24 protein-coding genes and 1 pseudogene are annotated in these 24,231 nt (G+C 45.8%); 7 read left to right on the forward strand and 18 right to left on the reverse strand.

Annotated elements, in window-relative coordinates:
* The 5 genes from ACVA54_RS06665 to ACVA54_RS06685 form a co-directional block, all read right to left on the reverse strand.
* A partial coding sequence (locus tag ACVA54_RS06665; protein ID WP_446579359.1) for an Hsp70 family protein occupies positions 1-491 on the reverse strand: 491 nt, incomplete at its 3' end.
* A 186-nt stretch (positions 492-677) separates the two neighbouring features.
* A complete protein-coding gene (locus ACVA54_RS06670) occupies positions 678-1,097 on the reverse strand; it encodes an Hsp20 family protein (protein WP_099080443.1) in 420 nt (139 codons plus the stop codon).
* 487 nt (positions 1,098-1,584) lie between these two features.
* The gene (locus tag ACVA54_RS06675) at positions 1,585-2,136 is read right to left on the reverse strand and encodes a YbhB/YbcL family Raf kinase inhibitor-like protein (RefSeq protein ID WP_099080442.1); all 552 of its coding nucleotides are present in this window, start codon (positions 2,134-2,136) and stop codon (positions 1,585-1,587) included.
* Positions 2,137-2,238: 102 nt separating this feature from the next.
* Positions 2,239-2,802 carry a cysteine hydrolase family protein gene (locus ACVA54_RS06680; RefSeq protein WP_099080441.1) on the reverse strand — a complete coding sequence of 188 codons (564 nt, stop codon included), beginning with the start codon at positions 2,800-2,802 and terminating at the stop codon, positions 2,239-2,241.
* A 233-nt stretch (positions 2,803-3,035) separates the two neighbouring features.
* Positions 3,036-4,292 (reverse strand): adenylosuccinate synthetase, encoded by a 1,257-nt coding sequence (locus ACVA54_RS06685; protein WP_446608336.1) that lies wholly within the window; start codon positions 4,290-4,292, stop codon positions 3,036-3,038.
* Between the two features lie 107 nt (positions 4,293-4,399).
* Here ACVA54_RS06685 and ACVA54_RS06690 point away from each other — a divergent pair, with 107 nt between their 5' ends.
* The 3 genes from ACVA54_RS06690 (at position 4,400) to ypfJ (ending at position 6,698) form a co-directional block, all read left to right on the forward strand.
* Entirely contained in the window at positions 4,400-5,269 is an 870-nt protein-coding gene (locus tag ACVA54_RS06690; RefSeq protein WP_099080439.1) for a LysR family transcriptional regulator, read from the forward strand.
* A gap of 4 nt (positions 5,270-5,273) precedes the next feature.
* Entirely contained in the window at positions 5,274-5,666 is a 393-nt protein-coding gene (locus ACVA54_RS06695) for a ribosome recycling factor family protein (protein ID WP_099080438.1), read from the forward strand.
* A gap of 138 nt (positions 5,667-5,804) precedes the next feature.
* Positions 5,805-6,698 (forward strand): KPN_02809 family neutral zinc metallopeptidase, encoded by an 894-nt coding sequence (gene ypfJ / locus ACVA54_RS06700; RefSeq protein WP_099080437.1) that lies wholly within the window; start codon positions 5,805-5,807, stop codon positions 6,696-6,698.
* Positions 6,699-6,851: 153 nt separating this feature from the next.
* On the opposite strand, the gene ACVA54_RS06705 is transcribed toward ypfJ, so the two are convergent.
* Complete coding sequence (locus ACVA54_RS06705; RefSeq protein WP_446632270.1) at positions 6,852-7,373, reverse strand: DUF2058 domain-containing protein; 522 nt, start codon at positions 7,371-7,373, stop codon at positions 6,852-6,854.
* A gap of 188 nt (positions 7,374-7,561) precedes the next feature.
* Here ACVA54_RS06705 and ACVA54_RS06710 point away from each other — a divergent pair, with 188 nt between their 5' ends.
* Positions 7,562-9,022: a glutathione synthase gene (locus tag ACVA54_RS06710; RefSeq protein WP_099080435.1), complete on the forward strand. Its 1,461-nt coding sequence runs from the start codon at positions 7,562-7,564 to the stop codon at positions 9,020-9,022.
* A gap of 79 nt (positions 9,023-9,101) precedes the next feature.
* Here ACVA54_RS06710 and ACVA54_RS06715 read toward each other — a convergent pair whose 3' ends face one another.
* The 4 genes from ACVA54_RS06715 to ACVA54_RS06730 form a co-directional block, all read right to left on the reverse strand.
* Positions 9,102-9,287, reverse strand: a complete 186-nt coding sequence (locus ACVA54_RS06715; protein ID WP_099080434.1) for a hypothetical protein — start codon at positions 9,285-9,287, stop codon at positions 9,102-9,104.
* Between the two features lie 158 nt (positions 9,288-9,445).
* Complete coding sequence (locus ACVA54_RS06720; protein WP_446649480.1) at positions 9,446-9,805, reverse strand: MmcQ/YjbR family DNA-binding protein; 360 nt, start codon at positions 9,803-9,805, stop codon at positions 9,446-9,448.
* A 296-nt stretch (positions 9,806-10,101) separates the two neighbouring features.
* A complete protein-coding gene (locus tag ACVA54_RS06725; RefSeq protein ID WP_099080432.1) occupies positions 10,102-10,416 on the reverse strand; it encodes a cupin domain-containing protein in 315 nt (104 codons plus the stop codon).
* A 306-nt stretch (positions 10,417-10,722) separates the two neighbouring features.
* Entirely contained in the window at positions 10,723-12,192 is a 1,470-nt protein-coding gene (locus ACVA54_RS06730; RefSeq protein ID WP_119464347.1) for a DEAD/DEAH box helicase, read from the reverse strand.
* A gap of 240 nt (positions 12,193-12,432) precedes the next feature.
* Between ACVA54_RS06730 and ACVA54_RS06735 the strand changes: the two are divergent.
* Positions 12,433-12,862 (forward strand): annotated as a pseudogene (locus ACVA54_RS06735) (VOC family protein).
* A gap of 58 nt (positions 12,863-12,920) precedes the next feature.
* On the opposite strand, the gene ACVA54_RS06740 reads toward ACVA54_RS06735, so the two are convergent.
* Positions 12,921-13,628, reverse strand: coding sequence for a lipoate--protein ligase family protein (locus ACVA54_RS06740; RefSeq protein WP_119464348.1), 708 nt, complete (start codon positions 13,626-13,628; stop codon positions 12,921-12,923).
* 204 nt (positions 13,629-13,832) lie between these two features.
* Between ACVA54_RS06740 and ACVA54_RS06745 the strand changes: the two genes are divergently transcribed.
* A complete protein-coding gene (locus tag ACVA54_RS06745; RefSeq protein WP_099080429.1) occupies positions 13,833-14,159 on the forward strand; it encodes a DUF4156 domain-containing protein in 327 nt (108 codons plus the stop codon).
* A gap of 102 nt (positions 14,160-14,261) precedes the next feature.
* On the opposite strand, the gene ACVA54_RS06750 is transcribed toward ACVA54_RS06745, so the two are convergent.
* Together ACVA54_RS06750 and ACVA54_RS06755 are read right to left on the reverse strand one after the other, a co-directional pair.
* A complete protein-coding gene (locus tag ACVA54_RS06750) occupies positions 14,262-15,281 on the reverse strand; it encodes a hypothetical protein (RefSeq protein ID WP_446649481.1) in 1,020 nt (339 codons plus the stop codon).
* Positions 15,282-15,711: 430 nt separating this feature from the next.
* Entirely contained in the window at positions 15,712-16,863 is a 1,152-nt protein-coding gene (locus tag ACVA54_RS06755; RefSeq protein ID WP_119464350.1) for an aminotransferase-like domain-containing protein, read from the reverse strand.
* 130 nt (positions 16,864-16,993) lie between these two features.
* Here ACVA54_RS06755 and ACVA54_RS06760 point away from each other — a divergent pair, with 130 nt between their 5' ends.
* On the forward strand, positions 16,994-17,863 hold the full coding sequence (locus ACVA54_RS06760; protein ID WP_099080426.1) for an AraC family transcriptional regulator: 870 nt from the start codon (positions 16,994-16,996) through the stop codon (positions 17,861-17,863).
* Between the two features lie 60 nt (positions 17,864-17,923).
* On the opposite strand, the gene ACVA54_RS06765 is transcribed toward ACVA54_RS06760, so the two are convergent.
* From ACVA54_RS06765 to xdhA, 5 genes are all read right to left on the reverse strand, one after another.
* Positions 17,924-18,970 carry a DUF4382 domain-containing protein gene (locus ACVA54_RS06765; RefSeq protein ID WP_446596402.1) on the reverse strand — a complete coding sequence of 349 codons (1,047 nt, stop codon included), beginning with the start codon at positions 18,968-18,970 and terminating at the stop codon, positions 17,924-17,926.
* Between the two features lie 112 nt (positions 18,971-19,082).
* Positions 19,083-19,214 (reverse strand): hypothetical protein, encoded by a 132-nt coding sequence (locus ACVA54_RS06770; RefSeq protein ID WP_259343772.1) that lies wholly within the window; start codon positions 19,212-19,214, stop codon positions 19,083-19,085.
* A 27-nt stretch (positions 19,215-19,241) separates the two neighbouring features.
* Positions 19,242-20,075, reverse strand: coding sequence for a xanthine dehydrogenase accessory protein XdhC (xdhC, locus tag ACVA54_RS06775; RefSeq protein WP_446579365.1), 834 nt, complete (start codon positions 20,073-20,075; stop codon positions 19,242-19,244).
* A gap of 41 nt (positions 20,076-20,116) precedes the next feature.
* Complete coding sequence (xdhB, locus tag ACVA54_RS06780; protein WP_446579366.1) at positions 20,117-22,444, reverse strand: xanthine dehydrogenase molybdopterin binding subunit; 2,328 nt, start codon at positions 22,442-22,444, stop codon at positions 20,117-20,119.
* Entirely contained in the window at positions 22,434-23,888 is a 1,455-nt protein-coding gene (gene xdhA / locus ACVA54_RS06785; RefSeq protein ID WP_446649482.1) for a xanthine dehydrogenase small subunit, read from the reverse strand. The genes xdhB and xdhA overlap by 11 nt, the downstream gene beginning before the upstream one ends.
* Positions 23,889-24,231 lie beyond the last annotated feature (343 nt).

Here is a 24,231-nt window from a genome sequence, read left to right on the forward strand (position 1 = left end):
ACTTCTAGACCTGCGATACGGCCAGCATCTTTGGTTGCTTGACGCTGTGCATCGTTAAAGTAAGCAGGAACGGTGATAACGGCGCCAGTCACTTCCTCACCTAGGAAGTCTTCAGCCGTTTTCTTCATTTTTTTCAAGATTTCAGCAGAAACTTGAGGAGCCGCCATTTTTTGGCCTTTCGCTTCTACCCAAGCATCACCGTTGTCAGCCTTAACGATTTTGTAAGGCATGATTTCGATGTCACGCTGAACTTCTTCGTCTTCAAAACGACGGCCAATTAGACGCTTAATTGCAAATAGCGTGTTAGTTGGGTTAGTTACTGCTTGACGTTTCGCAGGTTGACCTACTAGCGTTTCACCGTCAGTGTAAGCAACAACCGATGCAGTGGTGCGCTCACCCTCTGCGTTTTCAATGACACGTGGTTTGTCGCCGTCTAGTACAGCAACACATGAGTTAGTCGTACCTAAGTCAATACCAATGATTTTACCCATAATAATTACCTCTACACTTTGCATTAGTTATATTAATGCAAAGTTGTTAAAATTCGATGTTGTTTTATAAGGGCATAACAGGCATTTTTGTGGCTGTTATACCTTGTCTCAATCAAATAGATTGGTTCAGTGATTACCGCTAAACAGGTGATGCTGTGGTTAGCCATGTTTAGCGAAAACTTGAAACTATTTGCTGATGGAAATCTTACGCGCTTGCATTGCTTCCGGAACTTCTCGGATGAGATCAATATGCAGCAATCCATTTTCCATACTCGCTGCGGTAACAGTGACGTAGTCAGCCAGTTGGAACTTGCGCTCAAAGTTGCGCTCGGCAATACCTTGATAAATGTAAGTTGGTTTGGTTTCAGAGGCATTAATTTCGCCTGAAACGATCAGCATGTTTTCGTTTTGAGTGAGAGTTAGCGCATCTTCAGAGAAACCAGCAACTGCCATAGTAATGCGGTAGTTGTGCTCATCTTTCTGTTCGATGTTATATGGTGGGTAACCATTTTGAGACGATTTCTTCGCGTTGTTCTCAACAAGATTCAACAGACGATCGAAACCGATGGCATGACGGTATAGGGGAGAAATATCTACATTACGCATAGTACTATCCTTTCAATAAGCAATAGTTCTCAACACATAAAGTGCTGAGATCGAACTCATACTCTTAAGCCCTTGAGAGCTAATTTAGACATACGGTTCAACGGTTAATAATCGGAAGTCGCATCTTGATCATCCTGTTGATGGGACAGTCTGCTCGTTCCGTGGTGATCACTTTTGTATTCCCTTAATAAGGCGAATTAAGTCATCAATGAACTCCATTTGGCAGTTCGTGTAAGCAATATATGCTTCCGTAATTTTCTTGTCAATAGGCCCATTAGAAAAAATAACATGAAATGTGTTTTTAATGATTCTTAAGGTAATGCATGAGCAAGCAGTGAAGGGCAGCACATTTAATGAGTGGCACTAGGTGTTCTCAATCTTATTTGAGATGCATCGATTTACGCTGAATCAAAAAAGAAGAGCTCGAACTTGAACTCTTCTTAATCGCTACGCAAGGGTAGGATGAATGAAACCAATCATTTTGTGACTATCTCAAATTGGTTGGTGCGGTTAATACCACTTTATCAATAACATGTTGCAGTATGTTGTAGCCGGCGAGCGCACCTGACGCATTGTCGGGCAGCTCAATTTTTTCTGTATCCAAGGCATAGACGGTAATTTGATAATTGTGTGGTTTCGCGTTTGGAGGAGGGCATGCACCGCCAAATCCTTTGAAACCAAAGTCATTGGTCACCATGCTGGCGCCTTTAGGCAAGCTTTTCCCTCCTTTTTCACCGGCATTTTCTGCCATACCAGTTTGATCAGCAGGAATATTGACCACTAACCAATGCCACCAACCACTACCGGTTGGCGCGTCTGGGTCATACATGGTAATTGCGAAGCTTTTTGTACCTTCAGGAGGGCTATTCCAACTCAGTTCTGGAGACTTATTGTCTCCGGTGCAGCCCCATTGGTTGAAAATTTGTGATTTCTTAAGTGATTGATTATCAATAATATCTGTGCTTTTTAGCTCAAAGGAATAACTAGAAAAGAGAGGAAGAGCAGATAACACAAACGATAATAATTTGATCTGTTTCATTGGCACTCCTATTTGACTTGTCTTAAAGCAAGCAAAGAAAGCATAGTCCACTTTCTCATTACTGCCATAGAAGAGAAAGTGAACGAGCGGGAGTGGGCTGAATTAATACAAGGACTTTGCTAATGAAATAAAATCTAAAGTCGTGCCGACCTCTGAAATCTTAGGAATAACGGACGATAGAGCAAAGGCATGATTGGCTAGCGAGGGGTCGGTGACCGCATCATGGCAAATGGTGACGTTATATCCTAGTTCATAAGCTTGCATGGCTGTTGACAGAACGCCCATGCTTGTCGCGATACCAGTGATCACGACATGAGTCACATTTAAGCTTTGTAGGCGTTGGTGAAGCTGCGTGTGGGTGAATGCCCCCCACGTTTGTTTGGTGATAACGATATCAGTACGGTGATGGTTCAACTCTTCTATCAACGTCGTCCAATTCGGCTTTAGTTCACGCGATGAGCGAGAGGGCGAATCTACTCGCCCGTCTGGACGACCGGAGACATTCACGAGTACCACAGGCCAATTGAGAGAGTGAAAAGTGTTTAACAACAGATTGGTATGCTCAATGACTTTACTTGCATCTTTAGCGTCGACCAGTTCGACAATACCATATTGCAAGTCAATGGCGATGAGTGCAGTGTTATTATCAATTTGGGTAATTGGCACTTTGAAATATCCATGAGTTTGAAGACTATTGCGAAAGTATAGCTTTGAAAACCAAGTAACCTCACTCTGAAGTCGGAATCTGTAAGCATTGGAGTACAGGAAATGAAGATAGGGTTAATGTTCTATCGACTGAAAAAACAAAAAAAGCGGCGTTACCCCGGAAAAGATAAAGCCGCTTGCTAATATAACCAAGCACTTACTGTGACTTGGGTATAGACGTGTTATTCCACGCCTTAGCGCATAATCATTTGTTCACGACCAGGACCAACCGATACCATCTTCACTGGTACACCCATTAGTTCTTCAATACGTAGAACGTATTTTTGTGCCGCGACTGGTAGCTCTTCGAATTTACGACAACCAGAAATGTCTTCGCTCCAACTTTCCATCTTCTCATAGATTGGTGTTAGTGCAGCCGTTTGAGGCCAAATGGGGTTCTCACTGTGTTCGCCTTCGTAACCAACACAAATTTTTAGATCGAAAAGGCCAGTCAGACAGTCTACTTTTGTCAGTGCAATTTCAGTCGCTGCTTGAAGCTCAACACCGTTCTTCGTTGCGACTGCATCGAAGTAACCCATGTCACGTGGACGACCCGTTGTTGCGCCGAATTCACCTGCTAGTTCACGGAATGCATCTTGCTCTTCCATTGCTGTGATCAGCGTACCTGTACCTACCGATGAGCTGAACGCTTTTGCTACTGCGATAACACGCTCTGGGCGCAGAGCAGGCAGACCACTACCGATACCTGCGTACATAGACACGACGTTCGAAGACGTTGTCCATGGGTACTCACCGTAAATAAGGTCACGGCCTGCACCTAGCTGTGCTTCAAACAATAGCGTTTGGTCTTTTGCTTGTAGCGCTTTTAGTGGAAGCGTTACGTTGCAGATAGCATCACGCCAAGGTGAAGACACTTCTAGCAACCAGTCCGCCATCTCTTCAGCGGTTTGTTCAAACTCGAACGTTGGGTAAAGAGCACGTAGCTGTGGAAGTTTCCAATCCATCCAGAATTTAAGACGTTCAACAAGAACTTCTGGTTGCTGTAGCCAACCCACAAGGATGCCTTTTTTCATCACACGGTCGCCGTATGCAGGTGCAATGCCCTGACGAGTTGAACCGTATGCTTTGTCGCCTAAGCGTTGTTCTTCTAGCGTATCTTCTAGTGCGTGTAGAGGTAGACACAGTGTTGCGCGATCAGAGATGCACATCTTCACTTTCACGCCCGCTGCTTCAACTTCCGCAATCTCCTGAGACAGCGACGCAGGGCTGATAACCATACCCGGACCTAAAACTGCCAAACAGTCTGGGTTGAAAACGCCACTTGGTAGCTGGTGCAGCTTGAACGTACCTAGGTCGTTAATCACGGTGTGACCCGCGTTGCTACCACCTTGGAAACGAATGCTTGCAGAAGCTTGCTCTGCCAAAAAGTCAACGATGCGGCCTTTGCCTTCATCACCCCAGTTTGCACCCACAACAACGATAGACGACATAACTCATTCTCCAAAAACAGACCGGAAAATCTTAGGGGGCTCGCGTGAATAAGAGAAATTAATTATACTCATTAACTTGATAAGAAAATCATATCGGGCAATTTTCTATGTTAGATTTGAACTGGTTGCGTACATTCGTCACCTTGGCGGAAGTAAAGCATTTCGGTAAAACAGCGATCGAACTGCACATGACGCAGCCTAATGTGAGCCTTCACATCAAGCAGCTTGAACAAGCGACTCGCACTAAGTTGATCGAGCGTAACCCAGTACAACTGACTCAGGCAGGTAAGCGATTATTAGACACTGCGCAGCACATGTTGAACGAGCTGCAAATCTGCCAATCTGATCTCAATGCCATTGACGACTTAATGCAAGGGACGCTTTCAATTGCAGCGAGCGATATTGTTTCACGCCTATTACTTATCAAGCCTTTTCAGCAGTTTAAAAGTGAATATCCGGGCATCGACTTAGCACTCTTCAATACGACATCTTCTCAGGCGGTGGAGCTAGTGAAAAGTGCCCGTGCTGACATCGGTTTTGTGATGGCGCAGAAAGAGAGCCAACCGCTGCACTTTACGCCTTTAACGCAAATCCATTGGTGTGCTTTTGGCGATAACATTTTCGATTGGCGAGACAACAAGGAAGAGAGCCAGACTTTGATCTTGCTTGGCCATGATACCCGAACTCGTGAATTGATTGACGCATCACTACCAGAGCTAAAGTTACCAAAACATAGAGTGATGGAAGTAGGCAGTGTAGAGGCACAAATCGACTGGGCAGAAGCGGGCTTTGGTACGGCGATTGTGCCTGATTTTTCCCTCGATCCAAGGCTTAAACTCTCACGAGAAGTGACGCCTTTGCCTAGCTTCCCCAATACCGATTTCGGCTACATCGTGCGCCAAAACCAAGTGCTGTCAAAAGCCGCCAAGCAACTTCTTAAATGGGTAGCTGAGAACGTATCGGTGGTTGAGGTTTAACTCTATGAAAGACACAAGCATCACGATTCTATTACCTTCTTTTATTCATCGAATTGGGGGAGAGCAAGCTAAGCGAGCTAAAGCCATCGCGGCTGAGAAAGGGTGTGAACTGAAACGGATCAGGCGTTCTAGGAACTGGCAGATTTCGGGTGAAGCGCGACATATAAAAGCTTTTGCTGATCATATCAAGGTCGAAGCGCCCGAGCCGATGCGATTTGTGATCAACAAATTGGAATTGGGCCTCGCCAAGCACAGTGACAAACTTGAACCGTTAGAAGCGAAGTTGATTCGTTTAGTGTTAGAAACCCCCAATATTACCTTGGCGGAATTGATGTCTGTGACCAACTGTACTGTCGCACAAGCGCGAACCGCACGCTTTGAAGCGGAGATGCTTTGATGGAGCGAACAATACTGGTGGTCGTTCAATCAATCCATAGCACACTGTTCAAGGGACGTAAGTCTCATCTCTGCCTCAGCAAAATTACAAAAAATAGCCCACAATTGAGTCTGCGATACAGAATAATTGGGGTGAAATATGCGATGGCGTAATAGCCGAAGAAGTTCAAATGTAGAAGATCGTCGAGGTCAACCAGGGACAAAAGGTGCAGCTTCAAACGGATTACTTGTTGCTCAACTATTTCGTTTTTTGCCTTTTTTAATGAAGAGCAAAGTCGGCCGGCTTGTTCTACTCGGTGGCGTTCTCTTCTTTGGTTATCAGGCATTAATGGGTGACGGAAGTTTGATCGGAGAGATGGTTGGTATACCAATAACGCAGCAGTCTACTAGCCCATCCGATAGCCAAGCACTTTCGGATGAAAATGCCCAATTCGTAGCGGCGGTTTTGGGGACGACCGAGAGTGTTTGGTCGACGTTATTATCCAATGGCTATCGGGAGCCAACACTAGTGCTTTATACCAACACGACGTCAACAGGGTGTGGGATAGGGCAAGCGGTGTCGGGGCCGTTTTATTGCCCGGCCGATGGCAAAATATACCTCGATCTGAGCTTTATGGATGAATTGAAAAAGCTCGGTGCACCAGGAGACTTTGCTTTTGCCTATGTGATTGCGCATGAGGTCGGTCACCATGTACAAAACCTACTCGGAACGAGCGGTGAAGTCCATCGCTTACAGCAACAATCGTCAAAAGTGGATGCAAATAAACTCAGTGTCAAATTAGAGCTGCAAGCCGACTGTTACGCGGGGGTGTGGGGCTATTATGTCAATAATGAGATGAAAATACTCGATCCCGGCGATATGGAAGAAGGCATTGCAGCGGCAACGGCGGTGGGGGACGATAGATTGCAAGAAATGGCGGGACGCTCGGTTCAGCCGGATAGTTTTACACATGGTTCGTCAGATCAAAGGGTTGCTTGGTTTAAGAAGGGATTTGAATCAGGTGATCCAGAGCAGTGTCAGACGTTTAACTGAGTATGTTCGCCATGTCGTAAGGTTGGTGGTGGTACACTGTTTGAAATGAAATAAAGAACCCAAGCGGTGTCAATGTGTTGGCTTTAAGCAGCGCCATTATTTGAAAACACTTGGGTTGAGATAAATGGTACGATTATCGTGACAGAAAAAGCGCTACCACATTAGATCGTCTGGCACGACGAAGTCAGCGTATGGATCGTCTTCTGCTGGGATATCTGATTCTGGCTCTTTCTGTTCAATGATCACTGACTCGTCGCGTTGAGCAATTTTGTTTGCAACAGGACGAGGAATAACCACATAGCTCTCACCAACGATGGCAATGGCCAAGATACCTTTTATCAGCTGCTCACGAACTAGTGAATCTACATATAGAGATTTCACAAGTGTACCATGAGTAAAGTTGTACTTGATGTCGCCATCTTTTAAATCAATCTTGTTATTCTCAATCAGCTGATTGATTTGTGCTCTAATCTCTTTGTTCAAGCGCTCGTTGTTTTGTTGTTCGCTCAGTTGCTTGTCACGCTCTAACTGCTGACGTTTGCTCTCTTCAACCGCCGCTTTTACTTCACGTGCTTGAATACGTGATTTCTTAGAGCCTTTTTTGGCTTTCTTCAGTTTTTTTTCGTTTACCAAGCCTGCTTTTAGCATCTGCTCTTGAAGGGTAAGTTTTGCCATGTTCTATCCAGTTAGTGCGCAATTTTGTGCATTTTAACCACTCCCAAGCGGCAAAGGAAGGGCGATGAGCTTTGTGCATGACAAGAATTGGTTCTATTTTAAGTAAAAGAGGTCAAAATCATGATCATCTTTTTGAACGTTCATTCGTCTAAGGTAGATTACGACGTTATTTTTTTAGAAGCGAACCTATGAATACTTCAAAATATCGATATGTTTCTCAGCAAGTGATTGAAGATGCCTGTGAGTGGGCAATCATGCATGGCATCGCATTTCGCCAAGCAGACAATAGCGCGAGACATTGTCCTTTTAGCATTGCGCCAATGTCGATTGAACGAAGCGTGTATGAGCATTTAAAAATGGTCACGCCGATTATCGCCAAGCTGATCAGCAACGTGTCCGAAGATCACGACTTCTTGCAAAGCTCACTAATTGATGTGGCTAAGGCTGAGCCATTTTTCGGACGCCTGATGGCACTCCACCAAGAAGCGCATGGAGCGTCTGGAAACCGTTTAAAGCCAGCTCGCCAACCTTTGCTATTGATGCGCACGGATTTTATGGACGACCGCCAACATGGAGCTAAGGTCATAGAGTTCAACGGAATTGCCGCAGGCATGGCTCCGTTTGGTCAGCGAGCGACACAGCTTCATCAATTTATGCAAAATCAATGGGGCATCGTGTATCGTGATTGGCTAGAAGATGAGAGTGCAATACCGGCGGATAATGTTGGTATGGAACAATTGGCGTTGGGCATTGCCACGGCCGCGAAAAAAGTAAAAACGCGCTTCAGTGAAGACGATAAGCCGACGTTTTTGATGGTGGTGCAAAAAAATGAAGACAACGTTTACGACCAGCATTTGCTTGAGGTTGAACTACAAAAGCTAGGCATGCGCACCGTAAGACGTACCTTCGAACAGTTGAGTACCCAGTTATATACCGGTGACAATCAGCGTCTTATGTTAGACAACATCGGTGGCGTCGACGTGGTTTATCTGCGTTCGGGTTACCAATATATAGACTACTGCTCACCAGAATTGGATGAACCAGTTTGTGGCTATACCTTGAGCCAGACTCGTTTGTTTATGGAAAAGCATTACGTAGCGATAAACGCAACCTTTAGCCAGCAACTTGCAACCAGTAAATCAATGCAAATGCTGCTTACCACGATGCCAGCTGAAGACTATATACGCTGGGGACTGACGTTAGAAGAAGCGACGTTGGTGAAAAGTGTTCTCGCCGACATGAAACCCGTCAATGTAGAAACTATTGCGTGGTTTAACTCGTCTGCTAATCAGAACGAATGGGTGTTGAAGAATCAAGGAGAAGGCGGTGGTCACTGCATATTTGGTGCGGATATCAAAGCGAAACTGAGTCAGATGACTCAAGAGGAATATGATGCGTGGGCATTAATGCAACGTCTGTATCCTCATGAGCGCGAAAAGCCAACGATTGCCGTGCGTGATGCCAAGCAGACAATAGTGACCGATTTAGTCAGTGAAATTGGTTTGTTTACAGCGCATTATCAAGGTGAACCTGCCACCGAGTTTGAAGGGTATGCTGGCTATCTTATCCGTAGTAAACCCGCCAGTGAAAATGAAGGAGGGATTCATAGTGGAAAGGGAATATTAGATTCACTAGTGTTGGTGGATTGATAGGATGAAAAGATTCTCCGCTCTGTTTTATTTCGTGCGGAGAGTGTGCTGTTTGTCTATTTCTGGTGGTCGAGGAGGGCTACATGCGTCCCATTCCATGGAACAGACCGCCAAATAGTGCCCCTAAAATACTGAAGATAATGCCTAGAATGATCATGGCCGGAATGGATGCAATGGCAAATTTTACCATGAGGATAACCATCGACATGAAGGGCATTTTGATATCAACCACGATGACTTCTTGTTTCTCATTTTCTACAGACATAAAACTCCCATGTGCACTTTTTAGTTCGTAATCCGTTTATTATATACCAGCTATCGAAAGGTGCTTGATTGAGCGAGTGTGGCGTAATGGCACTAGACGAGCCGGATTGTTAGTTAGTAAGCAGGTTTGCATTGTGTTTATCAAGGTTTCGCAATTGGCTACTCAATCCCTAACTCTTGGCGCCTACGTTTGCTCAGGCCAAGAGCAACAATTTGATAAGATTCGGACAAGTAATACTTCAACTCCTCATCCAATCGCCCCGAAGTTTCTGTTTGTTGAATCCATTTCATGCCGCGATTGGCAAAATAAGGGGCAGGGATGTAACCTTCACTGTCACGGAGAAAATCAAAATTCAAAGGTGAGGTTTTAAAAATAAAGGCAGGCTGTTTATTTTTGCTCCAACCACCAATCGCGAAGACTTTTCCGCCCACTTTCCAAACATGTGCATCACCCCACTGTACAACATGAGATGTCGCAGCGAACGAGCCGCAGAATTGATTGAACTCTTCGTATGTCATGGATAACCTCGTCAATGCTTGTTACAACAAGATTAATATAGCTTGGGAATGAACGTTGCTGTCGAAAAGAGATCTCTGTGGAAGTTTCCCCACAGCGATACTTTTTCAGAGGCATCGTCATGGTGTCCAAAAGTCCGAATAACCTAACGGTTGTATTGTCGATAAATTGACCATAACCCAGTGATAAATACTCCCCATATCATCACCGAGCCATATACGGTATTCATGTGCATTCCTTGCTTTTTAATGAAAATTTGTCGAGTTAAACATCTAATTGCCAACCATTATGACGGCAGTCAGCGGTAAAAGACAGCTAGCCAGACGGTGACTTCATCAGGTGAAGTGCTCAATACTTTGTGTTTTATACCGGCTTTTATATTGATAAAATCGCCCTCAGATAATGTATGAACTTGCCCATTTTCGAATTCAATAACCCCTTCGCCTTTAAGTACAATAACCCACTCGTGTTCAGCTTGGTCGTACCAGCCAACCTCCGGGGATCGATGTCCATGAGATAGAATTCGCTCGATTCGAATGTGGTTTGTAGAAATGATATCTTCGAATATCTCATCAGGGATGTGATTTGGTATATCAGAATATATATTGGTCATTCTTTTTTCTCCTGAGCCATAATGTCTTTTAAACGGAAGGAGTTGGTATAGCCTCCTTTATGGTGACGATTTTCTTTTATAATATCAAAGAGGTGTGGGTAGGTAATGGATACCAAAGTGAGAAAGCATTTCAAAATGCATCTGACGATATTTTAGAAGAGATTCACTAGGTGGTTGAGGTTGAAAGTGCTCTGGAGGCATTACTTAAACTCTTAAGAGCAAGTTTGAAGTGCGATGTATCTGGTTGATAAAACAAAGCCGCTGAGTGTTATCAGCGGCTTTGTTATTTAAATGGAAGCGAGCGACTTAATTAGCCACTTGTGGACGCGGCTTACGACGCTGACCAGATGGCTTGCTGCTTGAAGGTTTTGCTCCTACTGGCTTACCACCGTTGCCATTTCTATTGCTGTTTGGCTTATTCGCATCTGGTTTGCCGTTTGAGCGCGCCTGACCGTCACGGTTTCCCTTAGGCTTACCAGCTCCACCTTTATTCTCATTGAAACGACGCTTAGGCTTGCTTGCGCCATTGGACGTTTTCTTCTCTGCTTGATGAGCATTGTCACCGTCGGTTTTTGGCTTCTTAGGCTTTTTCGGTTTCTTTGGCTTGATTGGGCGAGTATCTAGCTTAGATTCTGGTACGGCATTGGTTGGAGCGAAGCCCTCAAGTTGTTTGCGTGGTAGAAGTTCTTGAATTACACGCTCTATTGCGAACAGTTCCGGTGCTTCAAGTGCACAAACCAATGAAATTGCTTTGCCTGTTTCGCCAGCGCGACCTGTACGACCAATACGGTGAACGTAATCTTCAGCCACTTTTGGTAGCTCGAAGTTCACCACTTGAGGAAGCTGAGGAATATCGATACCACGTGCTGCGATGTCAGTTGCAACGAGAACGCGTACTTCACCTGATTTGAAGTCCGCCAGTGCTTTCGTACGTGCGCCTTGACTCTTGTTCCCGTGGATAGCGGCAGCGGTAATCTTTTCGTCAATGAGAAACTTCGCTAAGCGGTTTGCGCCGTGCTTAGTTTTAGTAAATACCAGCACTTGCTTCCAGTCACCGTCTTTGATCAGTTTTACCAGCATTGGCGCTTTCTTTTTCACGTCTGCAGGGTAAATGCATTGCTCTACTGTTCTTGCGGTTGAGTTTGCTGGGTTAACTGAAATCTCAACAGGGTTGTTTACTAACCCTTTTGCAAGAGCGCGAATTTCATTCGAGAACGTGGCAGAGAACAGTAGGTTTTGACGTTGTTTTGGCAGCAAATCAAGAATCTTACGAATGTCGCGAATAAAACCCATGTCGAGCATGCGGTCTGCTTCATCCAGAACCAGTACTTCCAGTTGGTCGAATTTCACCGCATTCTGGCTGTACAAGTCCATTAGACGGCCAGGCGTTGCAACCAATACGTCAGCACCCTTACGAAGACGCAGCATTTGTGGGTTGATCTTCACGCCACCGAATACCACCGCGCTGCTCAGCGTTAGATGGCGGCTGTACATGAACACGTTTTCTTGAACCTGCGCGGCAAGCTCACGTGTTGGCGTTAAGATCAAAGCACGAATATGGTTACTGCGAACACGAGGGCCATTTGACAAACGCTCAAGGATTGGCAGCGTGAAGCCCGCTGTTTTACCTGTACCAGTCTGCGCTGCTGCCATGACGTCTTTCCCTTTCAAAATAGCAGGAATTGCTTGAGCCTGAATTGGCGAAGGGGTGTCGTAGCCTTTTTCCTGAATTGCTTTAAGGATTGGAGCAGATAGACCTAACGAGGTAAAACCCATATGTATGATTCTCAATTGTCGAGTTAGATAACAACGCGTCGAATTTATGTACGATGCGAAAAGTGCGACATTCTGAGGCTTTTGGGCGTCGGCTTCAACTATTTCTGTCACGGAGAAATAGTTGAACTCGATCTCATTTCCTATAGGGATGTAAAAATGAGCGATTTACCTAAAGTTAACTTGAAGTTTTAGAGTATTCATCAAGCAAACGAAAAACATGATGAATAAGGAATTTCCCCCATGAAAAACGACATTGAACACGCCAATATTTTTAGTTGTGGATGCGCAACAAACGATTCGTTTTCTTATCAGTGCAATTCCAGAATGGAAAGTACGCGGAAGCGGAAAAATTGATGTCTGGTTTGGCAAACCTATCGAATGGTTCCATCTCGGAGATGAGCATTCTTACATGGTAATCTCTTCAGGCGGCAATAGTGAAGCTGAACATTGGACTAGCCATACGACAGGGCTCAAGCATTTAGGCATTGTGGTACCCGATGTGGAAGCTTTAATAATAAGGTTCAAAGAAGCAGGATACGATCTAGTTCATCTCGGTGGTGAGCACCCATTTAGGAAGAGCGTTTACTACGTAGAGGATCACGGCTTACAGCTTGAGTTTATTGAGTCTTTCTCAGAAAAAGACAGCGAGCGTTATGACTATCTGTTGTAGTAAGCTCTTTCTATCGCTAGGCATTGGAACGTGCCTAGCTTTACTTCTTGTGATCTTTTCAAATTTTCACATGATCCAAAAACGCCTGCGTCAGTTTTTGGAATAAAGTGTCCACGCTTGGTCTCTCTTCTATGTGATCGAATAGGGGAGTATGGACATTGCCACGAATGTCTTCGTCATAGCCACACAGGAGATTGCATAACTGTACGGGCTCAACGATTTTCTCTACATCTGTGTCGATCAGAATACACGCTTGAGATAGCACGACCTGTCCGCCGCTTTTGTTGAGTAATACTCGTTGCGCGGTTCCCACCACCTTTTGACCTCTAATGTTGAGATTGTAGTCGCCATCGCAGTAGGAATTGGGGGTGGCGTGAATATCAACTTTCACGCCAAGTTGCTCGAAGAATATCGTTAGCACTGAACATAAATGGAGATAAGCTTGTTTGATATCGTATGGCTGGCCTTCTGGCCAATGATAAATATGAGAGAGGTTAATGATCCCAGACACTTGAGGCACTGGCGCGCCCCCTGTTTTACGTGAAAAGAGTTTCCAGTTGGCATGTTGTAGCGCTTGTTCTAATTCGTCAAAGATAGGCCACTTTTTTCCTGCGGGAAGAACCAGTGTGGGGCTTTTCACTTGCCACAGCAGTAATACTTGCGAGAGTTGATTTGATTGGACTTGTTTAATTAATTCATCTTCTTTGCTAAATACATCAGCAACTTCTATTGCTCGATAGCGGATCAGTTTGTTTTTGCCAGCCAAATTCAATCCCTCACTTCGTCTGATTCATCTGTTTTACCGCAGTTCGGCATTAAATGCTATCTACGTTAAGATTGATGACACTGAACATCCGTGATGCTCGAATGTTGAAATGAACCGTTGTTGTAACGACAAGTATTCTTTGTTGTTCATTGCCTAGTCGATGCATAGAATGCCCGGTTTGGATAAACCTAGGTCGATATCATTATGAAAAAGTTAATGACTGGCGCAGCATTAGCAACATTATTAACCGGTTGTGTTACCTTCCCAACACAGGAATCTAATCAAGTGAAAGTCGTTTGGGATGACGTGAATGCCATTGAAAACTGCCAACACCTTGGCACCGTGATGGGCTCTGAAGGTCACTTCTATGATTACTGGCTTCATGCAGACAAAGACATGGTTTGGGGTACGCTGAACCAAATGCGCATTAAAGCGGCTGACTTAGGTGCAGACACGCTCTATCTTTATGAGCCTCTAGGTTTTAATAGCTCAGTGACCATGTTCGCTAATGCGTACAAATGCCAAAATTAATTTAAAAAAAAGCAGACGATAAAAGTCTGCTTTTTTGTAGCTCATCTTAACTTAGTCATGACCGCTACCAGTCTCTGAAGATTTAGCACCTTACGCGTTGAATCAGTGGATACTCGCCGTTGCAACCGCTATGGCATCTGTGAATGAAACGGTAAACGCATCGCTAGTATTAAGCACTTTGGCCGGGAACGTTAAACTCAATTGGGTTTGTGGTGCGACTTCGGACTCAATACTGGTGATGAACTTACGTGTTTCCCCTGGCGAAATAGAGAGAGCACTACTGCCTTTTGGCCCGAGCTCTGCGATACCAAACGTGTTCAAACCATTCCCTTCGTCATCGACCAAACTCAATAACGACTCCGATTTATAAACTAACTCGCCTTTGTCGGTTTGATACGCTCTAAAAGTATTGAAGTTAGGTTGAAGTTCGACTTCAGCACCTAAGTTGGTGACAGAGAAGGTGACGTTCGAACCATCAAACTGTTCTACTTTGACCAGTACATTGGCATCTTGATAGCGCGCGGCAGCTGCGAGCTCTTCTTGTCGCTGTTTCTCGCGCTCTGCGTCAGTGAGATTGGCGTTTTCTTCTGCTATTCGTGCTTCTGCTAATCGGTAGGACTTATCAACCATTGCGAGTAGGGTAGGAATCGAATAAGACGAGAGTCCCTCTAAATGGTCAAAATCGATTTTTGCATGGGTGGTTAAGGTATTGGTGGAGAACTGACAGTAGCCATCAATCAAGCTAATAAATGCAATTTCAAATGTGCCTTGTAGCTTAGTGATTTCTCGTCCTGCTTGTTCAATGTTGGTGCGAACTTGTTTGATTTCTTCTAATGATTTTGCTGGTAGCAGACCATTCGGTGATACGTCATTTGCAACGGAAACCAATGCTTCGGTGACGAATGGATTATTTTTTACCGGGATCACGGTCGTGACAAGATTGGCTTTGGTGATATCTTCTCCGAGAAGAACGGTCATCTTTTGTGACACGGCCGTTTTATTCCCAGCGAGAACGTCGCCACAATTTGGCGAGTTGCTAGCATGAGCTGATGATGCAGAAGCAAGTGACAGCATGGCGGACAAGCCCGATATGACGAGTCCTTTCGATGTTCGGTTGTTCATCTTGATAACCCCTCTCTAATATGATGCGTGTCAGCCGACGTTCAGACTCCAATTTATGACTGGATTAGCGACATTCAGAATGGCTTTAAGTGCTTCCTTGCTCAATTCATCTTCACAAGACGTATCGACGGAGATGATCACCGTCTATTGTTGTCCGTGTTAAGCCCCACGGCCAAAAGTGTTTGAATTCGTAGATGATGTTGCAAGGTTGATGTCTTTTTTGAAAGATAGACGTAACTTTTCTAGGCTTCAAATTTGTGATGATGATCTATTTTTGGCTAGAGCTCTAGGATCAAGTAAAAACAGACACTTAACGTAGAGAATCGATTTTGAGAGAAAAAATTATTTTTTGTGGGAACTTTTTCAAACACTACCTTTGAAACATAATTTGTGTTTCAAAGGTAGATGGTTGGATTCTAAAGTATATTTTTTAATTTAGTGCGTTTAACACTTCAGCCAAGCGCGTCACAGCTACTTTCAGTTCTTCACGTGTGGCATTCGTGAAGTTTAGTCGCAATGCGGCTTTTACCTCTGATCCTTCAGGATAAAACACTGGGCTCGGTACAACAGCGACGCCATTGGCGAGCAGCGTTTTTGCTAGCGTAAACGTATCGCACTCAGGGATCTCAACCCAGACAAACATGCCGCCATCAACAGGCTTTACTCTACAGCTTGATGGGAGCTGTTTTTTTAGCTCGGCAAACATCACGTCGTAGCGAGATTTGTATAGCTGACAAATGGTTGAAATGTGAGTGTCAAAGCCATCGTGTTGCATCAGGCCATGCAACAGTGCTTGCATCGGTACGCTAGAGTGTAGGTCCGCTCCTTGCTTGATTTTGATCAACGGTTCAATATAGCTGCGTTTGCCGGTTACCACACCGATACGTAGCCCAGGAGAGGCAATTTTTGAGAACGAACGTAATACGATCGCGTTCTGTGGGCAGAAATCGGATACCAAAGGTAACGCACTTCCTGAGAATCGCAGTTCGCGGTAAGGGGCATCTTCAATGAATGCCACATTGTATTGAATACAAAGCTCTGCCACTTTTTTACGGGTTTCTAGCGCCCAGCATACGCCTGTAGGGTTGTGGAAGTCTGGCACCGCATAAAACATTTTGGGTTTTTGCTCTGCAAAGCATTCTTCTAGCTCTTGTAAATTAGGGCCAAACTCTGTTTGCGAAACGGTTACGATGTCCGCTTGAACTAAGCCAAATACTTGCATTGCGCCTAGGTAGCTTGGTGCTTCCATTACGACTTTGTCGTTAGGGTTAATATAGGCTCGCGCAATTAAGTCTAAGCCTTGCTGTGAGCCCGTAGTGATCATGGCAAGGTGCGTGTCTGGCAATTGGTAATAACCGTTCAGAAAGTTCAGTAGCGGTGCATAACCTGCGGTTGAGCCGTACTGAAACACCTCTGTCATGTTGGCTAGGTTTTCAAGGGTTGGCTTCATTAAGTCGATAGGGAATGTCTTTTCATCTGGTAAACCGCCAGCAAGTGAGATGACGTTTTTATCGCTCGCCGCCGCGAGGATCTCACGAATATAAGAAGACTTTACTTGTTGTAGTGACTGTGCAATTTCCATGTACTGTGTTTCTCGCAGTATTTAATTCTAGTTTTATGCGAAAGATAGTACATGGGAATTGATAACTTAGGTGTGTCTGTTTATGCTGTTAAACATGTCCATTTATGCTATTTAGGCGAGATGTCACTCCATGAGCCAACAGCAGGTTTCCAGAATCAATGACGTGTTGTTTTACATACATCAAGATATTAGTAGAGAATTATCCGCCAAAGAGCTGGCTGATGTAGCGGCGTATTCTGAACAGCACTTCCACCGAATATTTAAACAAGTGGTCGGGGAATCCATCCATCAATACATCCGTCGTACCCGCATGGAATACGCAGCGAATCAGTTGATGTTTGATACCAAATCGTCGGTATTGGATATCGCCAATAAGTGTGGTTTTAGTTCGGTTTCTTCTTTTAGTCGAGCATTCAAAGCGACTTTTGAACTCTCACCGGGAGCATGGCGCAAGCACGATCTGCAGGTCGCAGAAAAGCCTTATTTGAAAGATCCCGAGATTGCCGCTGGTTATCATCGAGTGGCACAGCGCACTTTACCTGAACCGAAAATCATTGAAGTCCCACAACGATTCGCCGCTTACGTTCGTCATGAAGGTTACAATCGTTCGATTCGTAAGGCATGGTTGGTGCTTAAGGCATGGGCGAATTCGGAGAATCGTGATTTCTTAACTCAATTTGGGCTGCACCACTCCAACCCAGCATGGGTAGAGTTAGATAAGTGTCGGTATGTCGCGTGCATGGCGATAGATAAACCCCTTAAATATCGTGGGGTAGTGAATCAAATGATCATCCCTGGCGGCTTGCATGCGGTGTTTCGTCTTAGCGGAATGTATGGTGAGTTGCTGCCGCAAATTAGTATGGTGTTAGAGAAATGGTTACCGAAGTCGGGTTTTAAGCAGCGTTCAACACCGGCGTATGTCCATTATCATCGTAATCACTTTCTTAATGAAGAAGAGCGCTTCGAGTTAGATTTTTACTTGCCAATCAGTTTCTTTTGAGCGCATAAAGGTCGACATTGAAATGAGGATAGCAGAGCCGAAGCTCTGCTGTCTAAAAGGTTAGAAGTTTGATGTGGTGTCAGCACCCGCGATAACCGTTAAATTGCTGTTGGCTTTATAAATGGTGTCGTTGGTATCGTTAGCTGTACAGGTGTAACCTACGGAGTATGTTCCTGGCTCCACGAATCCAAATTCATATTGGTAGGTGATCAAACCGTTTTCTGTTTCAGGGTTTACGTTAGCCGCAGCGATAGGAAGCACGCCTTCGGTTGCTGTGTCTTCTGTTGCTGTGTCTTCGGTTACTTTGTAAGGCTGCATGTCCTCTTGTGCGATGTCACCTCGGTATAGGTAAACCGCGTGTGCATTACCATTCCCGGAATCAGAGTCGCTCTCACACTGTAGGTAGGTGTCGTTTAAGGCGATTTCACCTTTAATGTTTCCCGTGGTCACGGTGTTGATAAGTGACACTGACGTACGTTGAATGGTGTAGCCTTCATCTTTGCCCGTTGCGTCTTTTAGACCGCGTCGCAAGTCGAACTCAACCACGTAATCGTTGTTGTCTGGGTTAACGGTAAAGGTATCGTTAAAATACAGTACGCCAGAATTAGGCTCTTCACCGACGCCTTGAGGACACTTCCCTTCGCCTTTTACCGTTAAGGCAACTTGGTTTCCTGTAGCTTTTTCAACGACGTAAGATGGGTAGTCAGGATGGTCGCCATCATTGGCAAAAACACACAGTTTGTAATCGCCGGTGGGGATGACTTCATCTTCAACCAATTCTTGCGCATCGCTGCCTTGGAAAGCTAATAAGTTTACGCTCAGTGGGAGTGGGTCTTCGCCTTCTTCAAGTAAGTTTCCATCTTCATCAACGTATTCCCCATTCTCATTGGTTTTGTAAACGTCAAAGATTTGTGGCTTACCTTCACCAATCGGTAAGAACGCGACTTTGCTGTAGGTCACGACGACTTCTGATACGTCATCAATAGGTGCATCAGAAACGGATAGGGTAACAGGGGTCGTTGTGCTTTTAGAATCACTGTCTGAACCACATCCAGTAAGGGCAAAAACAACAGCAGCCCCGATCATGCTAAATTTAAACGCGTTCATTTATACATCCTTTCTAATATAAAACTTTTTAAAGGTAGCTGAAATTTAGAGATAAATTGAATACATCTTGCCAATTCTTTGTGATGCTTTGTCAGTTTTTTGTATGAAATCCTTAATCTGGAATAAATGATGCGAATATTTGCACGTTGCGTGGTTTGTTTTGCCACCAAGTACTCAACTTACCGTTTGCTTGGTGTGCCAGTTTAACAATGCGAAATATCGCCTCACAGTAGAATTCAACCATAGCGAACTCATGATTAAATAGCAGAGATTAAGGTGTGTCGATCTTCCGTGCCGATACTTGCGACGCTTGCTCTCGCTTGTTGGGAATAATTTCTCCCTGATAACAGGCGATCAATTCGCCAGCGACAGCCACGGCGATCTCTGCCGGGTGTTTACCTTTTACTGCTTCTATGCCGATGGGGCAGGTCATGTTATTGATCGCATCGTCATCAAAGCCTCGTTCTTTTAATCGATAATCAAAACGCTTTCTTTTTGTGAGTGAGCCGATCAGTCCAAAGTAGCGACAGTCTCCACGCGTTAAGATGGCTCGAGCAAGTTCGAAGTCGAGATGATGGCTATGAGTGAGCACTAAGTACATGCAGTTTTCAGGAAGGTGGTGTACTTCACCGACGGGATCCTCTGTCAGTCGTTTCTCTACGTTTTTAGGGAGGTGAGAAGGGAACTGTTCGGCGCGTTCATCAATCCAAATCACTTTAAATGGCAATGTCGCGAGAATAGGGATCAGCGCTTTGGCGACATGACCAGCACCAAATAGTGCGAGAAGATGCCGTGGCTGGCCTATTGGCTCAAAGCTCAGTGTGACGATGCCGCCGCAGCACTGCCCCAGCTTCGCCCCTAAATTGAAACGTTCGATCTTCATGTCGGTTTCGCCCAGATTGAGCAATTCTTTGGCGGTTTGCATGGCAACGTATTCAAGATGACCGCCGCCAATGCTGCCCACCACCTCGCTTTCCGTAACGAGCATTTTGGTGCCTGCACTGCGCGGTGTGGAGCCTTTATCTTCAAGCACTGTCACCATGATACAAGGCATGCCCTTGGCGTCGAACTCAGCTAGGGCTTGGATCCAATTGTCTGTATGCATCTCAGCCTCCTAGCTAACGATGTCGAACTCTGCGGTACCGATTACTTTTGGCGTGCTTGTTTGATGGCGTTGTAAACGTGTTCTGGTGTGGCTGGTATTGGAAGAGTGGGGGCTTTTCCATTATTTGCCATGTGGGCAATCGCATTACGGATGGCACACCATACCGATATCGCCAACATGAACGGCGGCTCCCCCACCGCTTTCGAGTGGAAGATGGTTTGTTCTCGGTTGGCTCGGTTCTCGACTAAGCGAGTGTTGAAGATCGTTGGGGTATCGGTGACGGTCGGGATCTTGTAGCTCACTGGGCCAGCTGTCACCAGTTGCCCCTTATCATCCCAAACTAACTCTTCTGTGGTTAGCCAGCCCATTCCTTGAATGAACCCACCTTCAATCTGACCAATATCAATCGCTGGATTTAAAGATGCACCGACATCGTGAAGTATCTCTGTGCGCAGTACTTTGTATTCGCCGGTGAGGGTATCGATAATGACTTCGGAGCAGGAAACGCCGTAAGCGTAGTAATAGAAAGGGCGACCGCGCGCTTTCTCGTAGTCATAATAGACCTTCGGCGTACGATAGAAGCCCGTCGCTGCGAGTGAAACTTGGTTGAGCCAACAAAGCTCACACAGCTTGGCAAACGTTATGGACTGTTTGGTGCCGAGTAAAATGCTGCCGTTGTTGAACACGACCTCCTCCGTCGCGACGTTGAAGTGGGAAGCGGCAAAGTTGGCCATGCGTGCTTTGATCGTCATCGCGGCCTGCTGCGCCGCTTTGCCATTGAGGTCTGCCCCTGATGACGCCGCCGTTGCAGAGGTGTTTGGGACTTTCTCAGTATTGGTTGCTGTGATTTGAATGGTGTTGATGTCAACGTTGAACGTTTCTGCGACGACTTGCGCGACTTTGGTGTTCACTCCTTGACCCATTTCCGTCGCACCGTGATTAAGGCAAATGCTGCCATCGGTGTAGACAATAATAAGCGCACCGGCTTGGTTAAGGAAACTCGCCGTAAAGGAAATACCAAACTTCACTGGCGTTAAGGCGATGCCTTTTTTTAATATCGGACTGGAGGCGTTGAACTCGGTGATGGCTTTACGCCTCGCCTGATAGTCACACGACGCTTCTAGATCAGCCGTCATCTCATGGAGGAAGTTATCGGTCACTTTTTGGTAGTAGTGAGTTTCGTTGCGACCTTCCCCTGCGTAATAATTGGCTTTGCGTACGTCCAACGGGTCTTTACCCAGTTGATAGGCGATGCTATCCATCACATGTTCAATGGTGACCATGCCCTGCGGGCCACCGAACCCCCGGAATGCCGTGTTGGATGCCATATTGGTTTTCAAGCAGTGTCCGGTCACCGTGGCGTTGCCAAGGTAATAAGCATTATCTGCATGGAACATGGCACGATCGACAATCGCGCGGGAAAGATCCGGTGAGTGTCCGGCATTGGCGCAGAGTGCCAGTTCGATCCCTTGAATCACGCCGTTATCATCAAACCCCACTTTATATTGATTGAAGAAGGGATGACGCTTGCCCGTGATCATCATGTCCTCTCGACGTGGCAGGCGAAATTTCACGGGCTGCCCGGTTTGCGTAGCCATTATTGCGGCGATACAGGCGGGAAATGCGGCCTGTGTTTCCTTACCACCGAACCCGCCTCCGATCCGGCGTACTTCGGTTTTCACTTTGTGCATGGGAATGTCCAATACCGAAGCCACGAGTTTTTGTATTTCCGTCGGATTTTGCGATGAAGAATAGACGATGACGCCCCCATCTTCGGTAGGGATTGCGCTGGAAACCTGTGTTTCCAAATAGAAATGTTCCTGCCCACCTATGCATAATGAGCCTTCCAGTACATGTGGTGCGAAGGCAATCGCTCCTGTGGCGTCGCCCCGTTTCTGGGTGTGGCTATCGGCAACAAACAGTCCTTCCGCTAGCGACTGCTTGGCATCTAGCAAGGCGGGAAGCGGCGCGTATTCGACAATGGCGGCATTGGCTCCTTTTCGAGCATTGTCGAGGCTGTTGGCGGCAACCGCAATCACGGGCTGACCAATGTAAACCACCTTTCTGTCGGCGAGTAATGGATCGCCAGGGAGGATCGTACCGATATCGAGTTTGCCTGGAACATCATGCGCAGTGATGACCGCTTGCACGCCTGGCACCTTGTAGCAAGGAGACACATCCAGTTTCGTGATGGCCGCATGCGCGTGTGGGCTAATAAGGGCATAAACGTGGAGTTGATTGGGATACTCGGCGCGATCGTCAACATAGAGTGCTTCTCCGGACACCTGTTTCTCTGCACTGTCATGTTTGACTGGCTTACCGACACCGGTGGCCAATGTCGCTTTGGATGAGGGCGTCTTACGGGACATAGTGAATGACCCTCGTATAAATGGCTTGGTTGTTTTTGGCGTAGCTCAACTCGATGTACATCCGGTATAGCAGGTTCTTGGCGAGCTCTGTGCGGTACTCCTTGGTTGCTCTGAAATCAGAAATGGGAGAAAAATCCTGTTCTAACGCCGTCATGGCAGCATGTACCGTGGCTTGTGAGAGTGGCTTCCCGATTAAGGCTTGTTCACATTGCTTAGCTCGAGCAGGAATGGCCGCCATACCACCGAACGCAATACGCGCATCAGTAATCGTGTCGTTATTTAGGGTCAGCAGGAATCCGCCACACACGGCGGAGATATCATCATCAAAACGTTTGGACACTTTGTACGCTTTAAAGGTTTGGTCTTTTTGCGGTTTAGGCACTTGAATCGTCTGAATAAACTCCGAGGGTTGGAGCTCTGTGACTCTGTAATCGTTAAAGAAATCTTCTAGCGCGATTTCACGCACGTAATCACCTCGTCTTAAAATCAGTGTGGTTCCAAGTGCGATCAACAATGGCGCAGTATCTCCGACCGGGGAGGCGTTAGCGATGTTGCCACCCATGGTTCCTTGGTTTCGGATTTGCAGAGAAGCAAAACGTTGAAGCAACGCGCCAAAGTCGGGATAGTGCGGCGCTAGAGAGCGATGAATGTCGGTAAAGGGTACATTTGCACCAATTTCGATATGGGTCTCGGTTTGATTGATGGTTTTCATATCCTCGACGTGACCAAGATAAATGAGCTTTTCGATACGGTGGTGTGCCTGCGTGACCTCCAATGCCAAATCGGTTCCGCCTGCAAACAGTTTTGCGTTCGGGTGAGCGATGAGAACTTGGGCGAGTTCATCACAACTTGTCGGTGAAAAGGCGATCTTTCCATCGACATGATGCTCAAGTTGCGGCTTTTCGATGGCGTTCAATTTATCGATGGTCTCTTTTTCGTACTTGAGAAAAGCGTCACGAATAGGCGTTTGCTGGCTCAGCGACAGGGCGGCGTCAATGATTGGGCGATAGCCAGTGCAGCGACAAAGATTACCGGTTAGCGCTAGGGCGATTTCTTCTTTGTTGGCGTGCGGGGTGTTTTTAATCAGCGCAAACATCGACATAATAAAGCCTGGCGTGCAGAAGCCACATTGGCTGCCGTGAAAATCGACCATTGCTTGCTGAACTGGGTGGAGTCTCTTTGCGCTTTTTAAGTCTTCTACTGTGATTAATTGTTTGCCATGTAGCGCAGAAACAAAGGTTAAACATGAATTCACACTTCGGTACTCGAGTTGTCCGTCAATGATTTCACCTAACACCACCGTGCAGGCTCCGCAATCGCCTGAACCGCATCCTTCTTTCGTACCGGTTTTTCGTGCATGCTCGCGGAGATAGTTCAATACCGTCAGATTAGGAGAAATATCGTCTTCTTCCATCAAGGTCTGGTTTAAGAGAAAACGGCTCACAAGACCTCCACGATACTTTTACCACCATTGCTTACAAGCTAGTCATTCCTTCACAGATGGTCAAATTCGTATCAGGCAACTGTCTGAATTATAGGTTCGCGTCAATCTGGGTATAACGGGGGAATCGATAAAAAGATAACTGGCGAAGATGACGTTAGAAACGGGTCACTTAGTTTATTGACGAAGACGATTAAAATCACTTTGCAAAACGTGAAAAATCAGTTTGTTACTTTTTTGTGGGCAATTCGACGATTTAACTGCGGAACAGGTGCTAAAGTTATCTCATAGTTGCTTAAGATTTGAGCAATCATTACATCGAAATAACTCAAGCGAAAGAGGTCTT

The sequence above is a fragment of the Vibrio sp. PNB23_22_6 genome, from assembly GCF_052877535.1.